Below are 11,166 nucleotides of genomic sequence, written 5' to 3'. Positions count from 1 at the left end.
AACGCCCCATGAGCCTGAGCACCACCAGCTTCGACCCCGTCACCACCGCCACCAGCCTGGCGCAGGCCTCGGTGCAGAACATGCAGCAGCTGCTCAACACGCGCAGCCAGGCCGTGCAGAGCACCAACACGGCGCTCAGCGGCCTGCAGTCGGCGCTGAGCAGCTTCAGCACCGCAATGAGCGGGCTGTCCAGCCTGCCGGGCCAGAGCGTCACCGCGTACAGCGCCACGCTGAGCGACAGCACCGTCGCCACGGCCAAGGCCAGCAGCACGGCCGTGCCGGGCAGCTACGCCATCAGCGTGGCCCAGATCGCGACGCAGCACTCGATCGCCTTCGCCAACATCCCCAACACCATCGTGCCGTCGCCGCCGCAGCCGGGCTCGACGATCACCATCACCTTCGCCAACGGCAAGACCGCCACCGTCACGCTCAGCGCGGCCGGCGGCAGCATGGGCGCGGGCGACATCGCGCGCGCCATCAACCAGCAGGCCGGCGGCCAGGCCACGGCCAACGTCGTGTCCGGCACCGACGCGGGCGGCAACCCGGTGACGCAGCTGACGCTGACCTCCGGCACCAGCGGCGCGCAGGGCGGCATCGCGTCGATCAGCTACACGGACGGCAGCGGCGCCACGACGGCCGGCGAACTCGTGCCGGGCGTGTCCTTCGCCAGCGCCACGCAGCTGACACCCGCGCTGGATGCCGAGGCCACGATCAACGGCGTCTACGTCAAGCAGGGCAGCAACACCGTGACGGCCATCCCCGGCGTGACGCTGACGCTCACGGCCGCCCAGGCAGCCAGCGCCGCACCGGCCACGCTGACCGTGGCCCGCGACAACAGCGCCACTGCCGGCCAGGTGCAGAACTTCGTCAACGCCTACAACACGCTGAAGAAGTCGCTGGACAACCTGACCGCCATCGGCAGCGACGGCACGGCCACCGGCGCCTTCGCCAACGACGCCGGCGTGCGCAGCCTGCAGGACAAGCTCACCAGCCTGCTGCGCCAGAACTATGGCGGCTCGACGCTGTTCAAGCTGGGCGTCAGCGCCGACCGCAAGGGCACGCTGAGCCTGGACAGCGACAAGCTCAAGCAGGCGCTGGATGCCAGCCCGACGGCGCTGGACGACGTGCTCGGCAACGCCAGCCTGTCCGCGCCCAGCGGCCTGCTCGGCGCGCTCAGCGGCCTGGCCCAGCGCTGGACCAACGCGACCAGCGGCCAGATCCAGCAGCGCCAGCTGTCGCAGCAGCAGATCGGCAAGCTCATCGCCGACCAGCAGGCGCAGCTGACCGATCAATACAACAACGCCTACTCCCGCTATCTGGACCAGTTCACGCGCCTGCAGGCCGTGCAGACGCAGATGTCCCAAACCAGCAGCATGTTCGACGCGCTGAAATCTTCCTGATGACATGAGCTACGACGCCTACCAGAGCTATCAGAGCACGCATCTCAACGCCCAGACCGCCCAGGCCTCTCCGGTCCAGCTCGTGCTGGTGCTGATGGACGGCCTGCTCGACGAGCTGGCCCGCACCCGCGCCCACATCGAGGCGCGCCGCTACGAGATGAAGGCCAGGAGCCTGGAGAAGTGCGTCGGCATCATCAACGGCATGTCCAGCGCGCTGGACATGGACCGGGGCGGCGAGGTCGTGCAGAACCTCGCCCGCCTCTACGACTACTGCGCCCGGCGCCTGTTCACGTCCGGCATCGAGATGGATGTCGGGCCGCTGGACGAGGTCACCCGGCTGATGTCGCAGATCCGTGGCGGCTGGCAAGGCGTGCAGGCCCGCCATGGATAAGTCCCCGCTCAACGCCAGCAGCGTCGCGCAGCTGATCGGCATGGGCAGCTGCCTGCGCGAAGCCGCGCGCGCGCGCAACTGGTCCGCGCTGATGCGCCTGGACGCCGAGGTCGCCTCGCTGCTCGACGGATTCGACCCCGGCCTTTGCAAGCCCACCGAACTGGCGGCCTGGAAGCAGCTGTGCACCGCCCACGAGAACGCCCTGCTGGATTGCCAGCGGGAAGTCCGGCGCCTGGACCAGGCCCTGGAGCAGATGCGCCAGCACCGCGAAGGCTGGCAGGCCTATGCCGGCTCGCAGGACTGGATGCCCGAGGAGCGCGCCGCATGAAGCCGCTTGCCGCCCGCCCCCTGGCGATGCCTCCCCTGGCCATGTCACCCGCCGCCGCAGGCGCGACGCCCGTCGCCGCGCCCTCCGGCGTCACGGCCGCACCGCGCTTCGTGCTGACGGCGCCGGCGCCCGACGCCGCGCCCACGCCGGTCACCACGCCCGCAGCTCCGGCCGCCGACACCGAAGCGCCGGCGCCGGAAACCGCCCTGCCCGTGCAGGACCCCGCCCAGCTGCTGGCCTGCCTGGCGCAGATGAGCGGCCAGGTTCCGGCCGTGCCGGTGGCGGGGGCCGACACCGGCGCCAAGCCTGCCGCCACGCCACGCGCCCAGCCGGGACCGGCCCTGGCCGCCGGGCCCGCTCCGCTGCCGTTCACGCAGTCCGCCCCGCTGCCGGCGAACGCCCTCGCCGATGCGCTGCTGCCCGTCGACCTGCCCCGCATCGCCGCGATCGCATCGGCGCCGGCATCGACCGCTGCCGTGGCCGAGACACCGCTGCCGGCCTCCGACGCGCCGGCCGCCCCCGGTCCGGTGAGCCCGGCCGGCAATGCGGCCAGCGGCTTCACGCCCGTGCTGGCCAGCCTGGGCATCGACACGGCCGCGCTCTCCAACAACCCGCGCAGTGCCGCGCCTGCGCCGCTGCAGCTGGCGCCCGGCACGCCCGACAGCTGGCAGCAGCCGCTGCTGCAGGCACTGGGCGACCGGCTGCAGCTGCAGATCGCGGCGCGCAACGGCGACCAGGCAGTGCTGCACCTGGCGCCGCCGCAGCTGGGCCGCGTGGAGATCGAGATCCGCCAGCAGGGCGGCGTGCTGCAGGTGCAGATGAGCGCCAGCCACGACGAGGTGGGCAAGCAGCTGCGCCAGATCAGCGAGCCGCTGCGCCAGGAGCTGGTCCAGCGCCACACGGGCGAGGTGTCCGTGCAGGTGTCGGCCGGCAGCTCGGTCGGTCCGGAAGGCCGCGGCCGCGACGGTGCGGCAGGGCAATCGCAGCAGGACCCGCGCGAGCAGGCCGAACGCCGTGCGCCGGCCCGCGCGCGCGACGAAGACGGACAGCCCCCCAGCGGTTTCGCCCAACGCATGGCGCACACCGCCACCTCCCTGAACGGATGACCCGGACATGAAGCTCAAGACCAAGTTGCTGATCGGCGGAGTCGCCCTCGCGCTGCTGGCCGGCGCCGGTGGCGGCTGGTGGTGGTGGACCTCGCACACCACGCCCACGGACGCCGCGGCGCGCGCGCGCAAGGCCGTGGACTACAAGTACGTGTCGCTGGACAAGGTGCTGGTGATGCTGCGCGGCGAGCAGGGCCAGGCCGTGCCGCACTACATGGCCATCGACATCGTCTTCAAGGCCGAGCCGCGCGACGAGGCGCGCGCCAAGGAGCACCTGCCGCTGCTGCGCACGGTGGCCGTCAAGGCCCTGTCGGTCAACACCTTGCAGACCGCCACCGCGATGAGCATCGACCAGGTGGCCCAGGCCCTCAACCGCGCGTATGTGCAGAGCTACGAGGCCGACGGCCGCAAGCCGCCGTTCGCCGAGGCGCTGGTCGGCCGGATGATCATCGAGTAAGCGACCGATGTCGGCCCTCCCCGTCCTCACCCCCGACGCAGCCGCCTACGGCGAGTGGGCCCAGCCCGCGCCGGTGCGCCTGTCGCCGCAGGCCGAGCAGCGCGCGTTGCGCAGCTACGCGCCGCTGGTCAAGCGGGTCGTGCGCCAGCTCGGCCCGCAGGCCAGCGCGGTCATGGACCGGGAGGACATGGAACAGGTCGGCCTGATGGGCCTGCTGCAGGCGCTGCGCCGCTACGGCGAGCCCGACGACGGCTTCGGCGCCTTCGCCTCGCTGCGCGTGCGCGGCGCCATCCTCGACGAGCTGCGCCGCCAGGACTGGCGCCCCCGCACCGTGCGCCAGGACAGCCACCGCCAGCGCGACGCACTGCGCGCGCTGACGCGCCGCCTGGGCCGCCAGCCCACCGAGGCCGAGATCCTGAAGGAGCTGCAGCTCACGCCCGAGGCCTGGCTGGCCCTGCAGCAGGCCGAGGTGGCCGAGGAGATGGCCAGCTTCGACGAGATGCTGGGCGAGCTCAGCGAGCTGCCCAGCGAGCAGCGCACGCCCGAAGCGCAGCTGATGGTCACGCGCTCGCTGGCCCAGGCACTGCGCCAGCTCGACGAGCGCGAGCAGAAGGTCATCCAGCTTTACTACGAATACGACGCCAGCCTGAAGGAGATCGCCGCCGTGCTCGATCTCAGCGAGGCGCGCATCTCCCAGATCAACAAGGCGGCCCTGCGCAAGATGCGCGCGGTCCTGCAGGCCGGCTGAAGCCCGAGGAACCCCCATGCAATCCTTCGTCGGAATCCTGATCATCCTCGGCGCCGTCTTTGGCGGCTTCGTGATCCACGGTGGCGAGTTCCAGGTGATCTGGCAGCCGGTGGAGCTGCTCATCATCGTCGGCGCCGCCGTCGGCGCGCTGGTGCTGGGCAACCCGCGCCACGTGCTGTCGGAGATGCTGCTGCAGCTGCGCAAGGTGCTGCGCCGCCGCAAGCTGGGCCAGGAGTTCCAGCGCCAGCTGCTGCTGCTGATGTACGAGCTGCTGCAGGCCGCAGCCGGCGGCCTCAAGGCGCTGGATGCCCACGTGGAGGCGCCGCACGACAGCGTGCTGTTCCAGCGCTACCCGATGGTGCTGAACGAGCCCAAGCTGCTGCACTTCATCGTCGACAACTTCCGCCTGATGGCCATGGGCAAGATCAACGCCCACGAGCTCGAAGGCGTGCTCGAGCAGGAGCTCGAAGCCATCCACGACGAGCTGGCCCAGCCCGCCAAGAGCCTGCACAAGATCGCCGAGGCCATGCCCGGCTTCGGCATCCTGGCCGCCGTGCTGGGCATCGTCATGGCGATGAACAACGTGGCCGCGGGCGCGAGCTCGGGCGAAATCGCCGTGATGGTGGCCGCCGCGATGGTCGGCACCTTCATCGGCATCTTCTTCTGCTACGGCGTGCTGGACCCGCTGTCCAACATGATGAAGCAGCTCGTCGACGAGGAGCTGGCCGCGCTGGAGTCGGTCAAGGTCGTGCTGGTCACGCACGTGGCCGGCAAGCCCGCGCTGCTGGCCATCGACGCGGGCCGCCGCCTCGTGCAGCTCAACGCCAAGCCGAGCTTCTCGGTGCTGGAGGGCTGGATCGACGCGCTCGGCGAGGCCGAGGCCGAGGAACAGCCGCGCCGCCGCGCCACCGACCGCATGCCGGGGGAGGAACGCCGTGCAGCCTAAGCTCCACGATGTCGGCCACGCCACCGTGGTCAAGCGCGTGTCCCGGCGCGGGCACGACGAAGTCCATGGCGGCGCCTGGAAGGTCGCTTTCGCCGACTTCTGCCTGGCCCTGCTGTGCCTCTTCCTCGTGCTGTGGCTGCTGGCCTCGCGCAACGCCGAGCGCATGCAGGTCGTCATGAAGAGCGCCGGCGCCAACCTGCTCGAAGACGGCCAGGGCATGTCCGACACCATGTCCATGGGCACGCGCGGCAGCATGATCGACCGCTTCCCGGTGCCCGCGCGCTCCGAGGACGCCAGCGCCGGCGAGCCCGACCACGGCGCACGCGATCCCCGCCCCTATCCGCAGGAGGCCGTCCTGCTCGACTCGCCGCAGCAGCTCGGCGAGCTGGCCCAGCGCATCGAGCGCATCGCCGCCACCGAGGGGTTGTCGGGCAACCTGCAGACCACCGTCACCGCGCAAGGCCTGCGCCTGCAGCTGCACGACACCGAGGCCAACGGCATGTTCGAGCGCGGCGGCATCGTGCCGAGCCGCCGCATGCGCACGCTGCTGCACCGGCTGGGCCCGGTGTTCGCGCAGGTCCGCAACCGCCTGCTGGTCACCGGCCACACCGACGCCACCGCCTACAGCGACAAGACGCCCGGCGCCTTCTCGAACTGGGGCCTGTCCACGCAGCGCGCCATGGCGGCGCGCTACGAGCTGCTGGCGGGCGGCATGCCCGAGGCCAGCGTGCTGCAGGTCAGCGGCATGGCCGACACCGCGCCCGTCGACGCCGCAGACACCAAGGCGCCCGCCAACCGCCGCATCGAGCTGATGGTGCTGACCAGCGCCCAGAGCCGCGCCATCACCGCCATGTACGGCCCCACGGCCGGCGGCGTGTCGGCCGCATCCCTGCAACCCGCTTCGCCCGCGCTGGCACCGTGAGGCCGGGATGCGAACCAAGTCCAAAGGATCGATCATGAGAATCGCAGGCACAGGCCCCGCCGCCGGCGTGGTGCAGACCACCGAAGTCGCCTCCACCGAACGCGCCGCCGCGCCCGTCACGCCGGCCCGCGCACCGGCCGACCTGGCATCCGGCGTGCTGCGGCCCGCGCAGGCCGAGCTGGCCGCCCTGCCCGAGGTGGACATGGACAAGGTCGCCGAGCTCAAGGACGCACTCGCGCGCGGCGAGATCCAGTTCGACGCCGACCGCCTCGCGCGCCTCGTGCAGCGCTACCACGGAGGCGGCCGGTGACCACGCCGCTGAACCGCGTGCTGCGCCAGCTGATCGACGTGCTGACCCGCGACGTGCAGGGCTACCGCGAGCTGCGGACCTTGCTGGACGCCCAGTTCGACGCCGCGCTGGCGCACCACGCTGCCAGCATGGACCAGCTCGCCGGGCGCATCGTCACGCAGGTCGAAGGCATCGACGCACGCCGCGAATCGCGCGACGGCATGCTGGCCCAGCTGGCCGGCCGGCGCGAGCGCCCGGGCCTGCGCGCGCTGGCTGCCCGGCTGCCGGCCGCCGTGCCGCTGCCGCTGCGCGAGCGCCTGGCCGAGGTCTGTGGCCAGCTCGAACAGCTGACCGTGGACTGCAAGCGCCTGAATCTGCGCAACTGCGAGCTGATCCACGAGCAGCACGCGCTGATGCAACGCCTGCTCGGCCAGCCGGAAGCCAGCTATGCGCAGCCTTGAAGGCCTGGGCGCCCCGGGCGCCGGCTGGAACCCCGTGGACGCGGTCGCGCCGCAGGTCGGCGGCGGCGGCTTCGGCGCGCTCTACGGCCAGTTGCAGGCCGAGGTGCGGCAGTTCATCGAGAACGGCTCGGGCAGCGCCGTGACGGCGCCGGCGCTGAGCCCGGAAGGACTGGTGCACGCGCTGCGCACGGCGCCGGGCGACACCGCCTCACCGGCCGAGCAGCAGGCCTTTGCCGACACGATGACGCCGCTGGCCCGCGAGGCCGCGAGCCGGCTCGGCGTGGCGCCCGAGGTGCTGGTCGCCCACGCGGCGCTGGAGTCCGGCTGGGGCCGGCAGCCGCTGCGCCGCGACGACGGCAGCGACGCCCACAACCTCTTCGGCATCAAGGCCGGCAGCAGCTGGCGCGGTGAGACGGTGCAGGCCGACACCACAGAGTTCGAGGCCGGCCAGGGCCGTGCCCAGCACGCGTCCTTCCGCGCCTACGAGGATGCATCGGCCTCCTTCCTGGACCTGGCCCGGCTGCTGGGCAGCAACCCTCGCTACCGCGCCGCCCTCGGCACGGGTTCCGATGCCCAGGCCTACGGCCTGGCGCTGCAGCGTGGCGGCTACGCCACCGATCCGGCCTACGCCGACAAGCTGGCCCGCGTGACCCAGCGCCTGCAGGGAGGCTCGCGATGAGCTCAGCGATCGGCCGGCGCCACCACGCCGGCATCGACGACGCGCGCGACGATCACGCGGCCGCTGGCGCTGTTGCGCACCTTCACGGCGGCGCCGCGCGCGCCACTGTCCAGCGCCTCGCCGGCCGCCTGCACGTCGATGCCGTCGCGGTTGGCGACGATGCGCACGGCCTCGCCGCGGCGCACCAGCAGCTGGGCCTGCAGCAGGCGCTGTTGCAGCACCTGGCCGGCGCGCAGGCTGGCGCGCGGCACCAGCTCGGCCACGGCCGCGAGGCCGGAGACGGCATCGGGCATGGTGCTGATGTCGCGGCGCTGCAGCTCCACGTCCGCCTCGGCCAGCGGCTGGCCGGGCGCGACGCCACGCAGCACCACCAGCACCTCGGCGCTCAGCGTGCCGCGCAGCAGGTAGTCCTGCGGCGGCGTGCGACCGTCGGCGCAGCGGGCCACGACGTGCAGGCGCAGCAGCCGGCCGAGGTCTTCCGCACCGATGTCCCAGCCCGCCGGGCAGGCCGGCCGCTGCGCGCGCAGCGCCGGCAGGCTGAGCTGCACCTCGGGCGCAATGAAGCCGCTGCGCTGGGCCTGGTCCAGCAGGGCGCGGCGCGTGAATTCGAGCACCTGGTCGTCGAGGCTGGCCGGTACTGCCTGGGCCGCCGCGCTCACAACGATTGACGAAAGCAAGAGAGGAATCCGGCGCATGAGCATCGATTTCAACAAGGCCGTGGGCATCCATGGCGAAGCGCTGCAGCTGCGGGCCGAGCGCACGAAGATCCTGGCGTCCAACATTGCCAACGCGAGCACGCCGGGCTACCAGGCGCGCGACATCGATTTTGCCTCGCGCCTCCAGGCTGCCGCGGCCGGCGACGAAGCAGGCGGCCTCGCACTGGACAGCAACGAGCCGCAGTACCGCGTGCCCTATGCGGCGGCGCAGGACGGCAACACGGTGGAGATCGGCGTCGAGCAGGCGGCCTTCTCGCAGAACGCCCTCGACTTCCAGACGTCGCTGAGCTTCGCCAACCTCGAACTCAAGGCGCTGGCACGCGCCATCAACGGCCAGTAAGGCAGGAACACGGCATGTCCTTCAAGCAGATTTCCCAGATCGCCGGCTCCGCGCTGGCGGCGCAGACGGTGCGCATGAACACCGTGGCCAGCAACCTGGCCAACGCGCAGTCGGCCGCCGGCACGCCCGAGGCGGCCTACCACGCCCGCAAGCCGGTGTTCGCCGCCCTGCCCGCCACCGACGGCGTGGGCCAGGGCAGCACCGGCATGCGCGTGCAGGTGCTCGATGTGGTGCAGAGCACCGAGCCGATGCGCAAGGCCTACGAGCCCGACAACCCGCTGGCCAACGAGCAGGGCGAGGTGTTCTACCCGAACGTCAGCCCCGTGGCCGAGATGACCGACATGATGGCGACGTCGCGCGCCTTCGAGGTCAACATCGAGGTGCTGGGCCGGGTGAAGTCCATGCAGCAGTCGCTGCTCAAGCTGGGGGAGTGAGCGATGAGCACCACCACCTCCTCCGTCACCTCGACCGGCAGCGCCAGCCTGCTGGGCGGCGGCGTCAGCACCAACGGTGACCTGACCAGCCTGTTCACGACCCTGCTCGTGGCCCAGATCAAGAACCAGGACCCGCTGCAGCCCAACGACCCCAGCCAGTTCGTCAGCCAGCTCGCGCAGCTGAGCCAGGTGCAGTCCATGCAGCAGCTGGTCACGCAGGGCAAGGCCGGCAACAGCACGCTGAACGGCCTGCAGATGATGGCGCTGGGCGCCCAGGTGGGCAGCGTGGTGCGGGCCGGCGTGAGCCAGCTGCAGCTGGACGGCCAGCCCGTGACGCTGCATGTGAACCTCGACGCCAAGAGCACCGGCATCGAGATCGTCTTCACCAACCCCTACGGTGCCACGCAGAGCTTCCCGCTGGGCGACCTGGCCGCCGGCGACCAGGGCTTCACCGTCGACCCCAAGGCGCTGGGCCTGCCTGCGGGCAGCTACAGCGTCCAGGTGCGCAACGCCGACAGGCAGAGCCTGCCCGTCGAGGCCGAAGCCCTGCTGTCGGGCGTGCGCCTGGGGCAAGACGGCAGCGTCTTCGCCCAGCTCGCGGGCGTGGGCGAGGTGGCCAGCAGCGCCATCACCCGACTCGAAGGCCGCCCGGCCACCACCAGCACCGCCTCCAACTGATCCACAGGAGCCCCTCATGAGCTTTGAAATCGCACTCGCCGGCATTTCCGCCGTCAGCAGCAGCCTCGACCAGATCAGCAACAACATCGCCAACGCCGGCACCTACGGCTACAAGTCCAGCCGCGCCAACTTCCAGGCCGTCTACGCCGACGGCCAGACCAACGGCGCCGAGGTCGGCTCGGTCACGCAGAGCATGGGCAAGGTCGGCGGCATCGTGAACACCGGCAAGAGCATGGACGCCATGATCGGCGGCCAGGGCTTCTTCGCCGTGCGCAACGCCAACGGCCAGGTCGTCTACACCCGCGTCGGCCAGTTCAACACCGACAAGGACGGCTTCGTCGTCGACGCCACCGGCCGCAAGCTGCAGGGCTATGCCGCCGTGCTGGACAAGAACGGCCAGGCGGTGGCGGGCGCGGCCCTCGGCGCTCTGGGCGACCTCAAGGTGCCGGCCGGCCAGATCGGCGCGCAGGCGACCACCACGCTGGCCTACAGCGGCAACCTCTCGGCCGACTGGACGGCCCCGGCCAACCCGACCTTCGACAGCAGCGACCCGACCAGCTACAACAGCTCGGTCACCTCGGTCGTCTACGACTCGCTGGGCAAGCAGCACACGCTGACCCAGTACTTCGTCAGCGCCGGCATCGGCGCCGTCAACACCTACTACAGCTTCGACGGCGCGGCGCGCAAGGACGCGGCCGGTGCGGCCACGCCCGACACCCGCATGGCCTTCGACACCAACGGCCAGCTCACCGGCGTGACCAGCGCGACCCTCGCCATCACGCCGCCGGCCGGCGCCACCTTCACGGCCGCGCCCGCTGGCGCCGCACCGCTGGCCGTGGCGATCAGCTACACGAACACGACCGCCTTCTCCGGCGACACGACGACGCTGGCCAACACGGCCAACGGCTACACGGCCGGCATCCTGACGGGCACGGCCATCGGCGAAGACGGCAGCGTGGTCGCCACCTACAGCAACGGCCTCAAGCAGACCGTGGGCACCGTGGCGCTGGCCACCTTCGCCGACGAGAACGCGCTGACGCCGCTGTCGGGCACGAGCTGGGGCTCCAACAACGCCACCGGCCCGGCCCTGTTCTCGCAGCCCGGCGCCGGTGCGGCCCCGAAGCTGGCGGTCGGCTCGCTGGAGCAGTCCAACGTGGACGTGACCTCGGAGCTCGTCAGCCTGATGACGTCGCAGCAGGTCTACCAGGCCAATGCCAAGGTCATCTCCACGCAGAGCCAGATGATGCAGTCGCTGATGCAGGCCGTCTGAC

The 11,166-nt window shown here is 71.6% G+C and carries 16 protein-coding genes; 15 read left to right on the top strand and 1 reads right to left on the bottom strand.

The window, feature by feature from the left end; translation table 11 throughout:
* The first annotated feature begins 8 nt into the window (after positions 1-8).
* From fliD to ACG04R_RS19990, 11 genes are read left to right on the top strand one after another with little or no spacing between them, the layout of a single operon-like run.
* The gene (gene fliD, locus ACG04R_RS20040; protein WP_394414935.1) at positions 9-1,400 is read left to right on the top strand and encodes a flagellar filament capping protein FliD; all 1,392 of its coding nucleotides are present in this window, start codon (positions 9-11) and stop codon (positions 1,398-1,400) included.
* A gap of 4 nt (positions 1,401-1,404) precedes the next feature.
* Positions 1,405-1,791, top strand: a complete 387-nt coding sequence (gene fliS, locus ACG04R_RS20035; protein WP_394414932.1) for a flagellar export chaperone FliS — start codon at positions 1,405-1,407, stop codon at positions 1,789-1,791.
* On the top strand, positions 1,784-2,119 hold the full coding sequence (locus tag ACG04R_RS20030) for a hypothetical protein (protein ID WP_394414929.1): 336 nt from the start codon (positions 1,784-1,786) through the stop codon (positions 2,117-2,119). The genes fliS and ACG04R_RS20030 overlap by 8 nt, the downstream gene beginning before the upstream one ends.
* Entirely contained in the window at positions 2,116-3,225 is a 1,110-nt protein-coding gene (locus ACG04R_RS20025; RefSeq protein WP_394414926.1) for a flagellar hook-length control protein FliK, read from the top strand. Before ACG04R_RS20030 ends, ACG04R_RS20025 begins: the two co-directional genes overlap by 4 nt.
* Positions 3,226-3,232: 7 nt before the next feature.
* On the top strand, positions 3,233-3,682 hold the full coding sequence (locus ACG04R_RS20020; RefSeq protein ID WP_394414923.1) for a flagellar basal body protein: 450 nt from the start codon (positions 3,233-3,235) through the stop codon (positions 3,680-3,682).
* A 7-nt stretch (positions 3,683-3,689) separates the two neighbouring features.
* Positions 3,690-4,430: a FliA/WhiG family RNA polymerase sigma factor gene (locus ACG04R_RS20015; RefSeq protein ID WP_394414920.1), complete on the top strand. Its 741-nt coding sequence runs from the start codon at positions 3,690-3,692 to the stop codon at positions 4,428-4,430.
* Positions 4,431-4,446: 16 nt separating this feature from the next.
* A complete protein-coding gene (gene motA / locus ACG04R_RS20010; protein ID WP_394414917.1) occupies positions 4,447-5,376 on the top strand; it encodes a flagellar motor stator protein MotA in 930 nt (309 codons plus the stop codon).
* A complete protein-coding gene (locus ACG04R_RS20005; RefSeq protein WP_394414914.1) occupies positions 5,366-6,298 on the top strand; it encodes a flagellar motor protein MotB in 933 nt (310 codons plus the stop codon). The genes motA and ACG04R_RS20005 overlap by 11 nt, the downstream gene beginning before the upstream one ends.
* 34 nt (positions 6,299-6,332) lie before the next feature.
* Positions 6,333-6,608 (top strand): flagellar biosynthesis anti-sigma factor FlgM, encoded by a 276-nt coding sequence (gene flgM, locus ACG04R_RS20000; protein WP_394414912.1) that lies wholly within the window; start codon positions 6,333-6,335, stop codon positions 6,606-6,608.
* A complete protein-coding gene (locus ACG04R_RS19995; protein ID WP_394414909.1) occupies positions 6,605-7,048 on the top strand; it encodes a flagellar protein FlgN in 444 nt (147 codons plus the stop codon). The genes flgM and ACG04R_RS19995 overlap by 4 nt, the downstream gene beginning before the upstream one ends.
* Positions 7,035-7,727, top strand: a complete 693-nt coding sequence (locus ACG04R_RS19990; RefSeq protein ID WP_394414906.1) for a glycoside hydrolase family 73 protein — start codon at positions 7,035-7,037, stop codon at positions 7,725-7,727. The genes ACG04R_RS19995 and ACG04R_RS19990 overlap by 14 nt, the downstream gene beginning before the upstream one ends.
* 2 nt (positions 7,728-7,729) lie before the next feature.
* Here the strand turns inward: ACG04R_RS19990 and flgA are convergent, their stop codons facing one another.
* On the bottom strand, positions 7,730-8,404 hold the full coding sequence (gene flgA / locus ACG04R_RS19985) for a flagellar basal body P-ring formation chaperone FlgA (RefSeq protein WP_394414903.1): 675 nt from the start codon (positions 8,402-8,404) through the stop codon (positions 7,730-7,732).
* Between the two features lie 16 nt (positions 8,405-8,420).
* On the opposite strand from flgA, the gene flgB reads away from it, so the two are divergent.
* From flgB to ACG04R_RS19965, 4 genes are read left to right on the top strand one after another with little or no spacing between them, the layout of a single operon-like run.
* The gene (gene flgB / locus ACG04R_RS19980; protein WP_394414900.1) at positions 8,421-8,783 is read left to right on the top strand and encodes a flagellar basal body rod protein FlgB; all 363 of its coding nucleotides are present in this window, start codon (positions 8,421-8,423) and stop codon (positions 8,781-8,783) included.
* Positions 8,784-8,797: 14 nt separating this feature from the next.
* The gene (gene flgC, locus ACG04R_RS19975) at positions 8,798-9,217 is read left to right on the top strand and encodes a flagellar basal body rod protein FlgC (protein ID WP_394414897.1); all 420 of its coding nucleotides are present in this window, start codon (positions 8,798-8,800) and stop codon (positions 9,215-9,217) included.
* 3 nt (positions 9,218-9,220) lie between these two features.
* The gene (locus ACG04R_RS19970) at positions 9,221-9,895 is read left to right on the top strand and encodes a flagellar hook assembly protein FlgD (protein WP_394414894.1); all 675 of its coding nucleotides are present in this window, start codon (positions 9,221-9,223) and stop codon (positions 9,893-9,895) included.
* A gap of 16 nt (positions 9,896-9,911) precedes the next feature.
* On the top strand, positions 9,912-11,165 hold the full coding sequence (locus ACG04R_RS19965; protein WP_394414891.1) for a flagellar hook protein FlgE: 1,254 nt from the start codon (positions 9,912-9,914) through the stop codon (positions 11,163-11,165).
* Position 11,166: the final 1 nt, after the last annotated feature.

The sequence above is a fragment of the Pelomonas candidula genome, from assembly GCF_043555985.1.
Taxonomy (GTDB): domain Bacteria; phylum Pseudomonadota; class Gammaproteobacteria; order Burkholderiales; family Burkholderiaceae_C; genus Pelomonas; species Pelomonas candidula.
This window is presented reverse-complemented; position numbering and strand designations above follow the sequence as displayed.

What these genes read in the sequence shown, in the direction of transcription:
- fliD (WP_394414935.1), top strand. Translation starts at nt 9, where the DNA reads ATGAGCCTGAGCACCACCAGCTTCGACCCCGTCACCACCGCCACCAGC.
- fliS (WP_394414932.1), top strand. Translation starts at nt 1,405, where the DNA reads ATGAGCTACGACGCCTACCAGAGCTATCAGAGCACGCATCTCAACGCC.
- ACG04R_RS20030 (WP_394414929.1), top strand. Translation starts at nt 1,784, where the DNA reads ATGGATAAGTCCCCGCTCAACGCCAGCAGCGTCGCGCAGCTGATCGGC.
- ACG04R_RS20025 (WP_394414926.1), top strand. Translation starts at nt 2,116, where the DNA reads ATGAAGCCGCTTGCCGCCCGCCCCCTGGCGATGCCTCCCCTGGCCATG.
- ACG04R_RS20020 (WP_394414923.1), top strand. Translation starts at nt 3,233, where the DNA reads ATGAAGCTCAAGACCAAGTTGCTGATCGGCGGAGTCGCCCTCGCGCTG.
- ACG04R_RS20015 (WP_394414920.1), top strand. Translation starts at nt 3,690, where the DNA reads ATGTCGGCCCTCCCCGTCCTCACCCCCGACGCAGCCGCCTACGGCGAG.
- motA (WP_394414917.1), top strand. Translation starts at nt 4,447, where the DNA reads ATGCAATCCTTCGTCGGAATCCTGATCATCCTCGGCGCCGTCTTTGGC.
- flgM (WP_394414912.1), top strand. Translation starts at nt 6,333, where the DNA reads ATGAGAATCGCAGGCACAGGCCCCGCCGCCGGCGTGGTGCAGACCACC.
- ACG04R_RS19990 (WP_394414906.1), top strand. Translation starts at nt 7,035, where the DNA reads ATGCGCAGCCTTGAAGGCCTGGGCGCCCCGGGCGCCGGCTGGAACCCC.
- flgB (WP_394414900.1), top strand. Translation starts at nt 8,421, where the DNA reads ATGAGCATCGATTTCAACAAGGCCGTGGGCATCCATGGCGAAGCGCTG.
- flgC (WP_394414897.1), top strand. Translation starts at nt 8,798, where the DNA reads ATGTCCTTCAAGCAGATTTCCCAGATCGCCGGCTCCGCGCTGGCGGCG.
- ACG04R_RS19970 (WP_394414894.1), top strand. Translation starts at nt 9,221, where the DNA reads ATGAGCACCACCACCTCCTCCGTCACCTCGACCGGCAGCGCCAGCCTG.
- ACG04R_RS19965 (WP_394414891.1), top strand. Translation starts at nt 9,912, where the DNA reads ATGAGCTTTGAAATCGCACTCGCCGGCATTTCCGCCGTCAGCAGCAGC.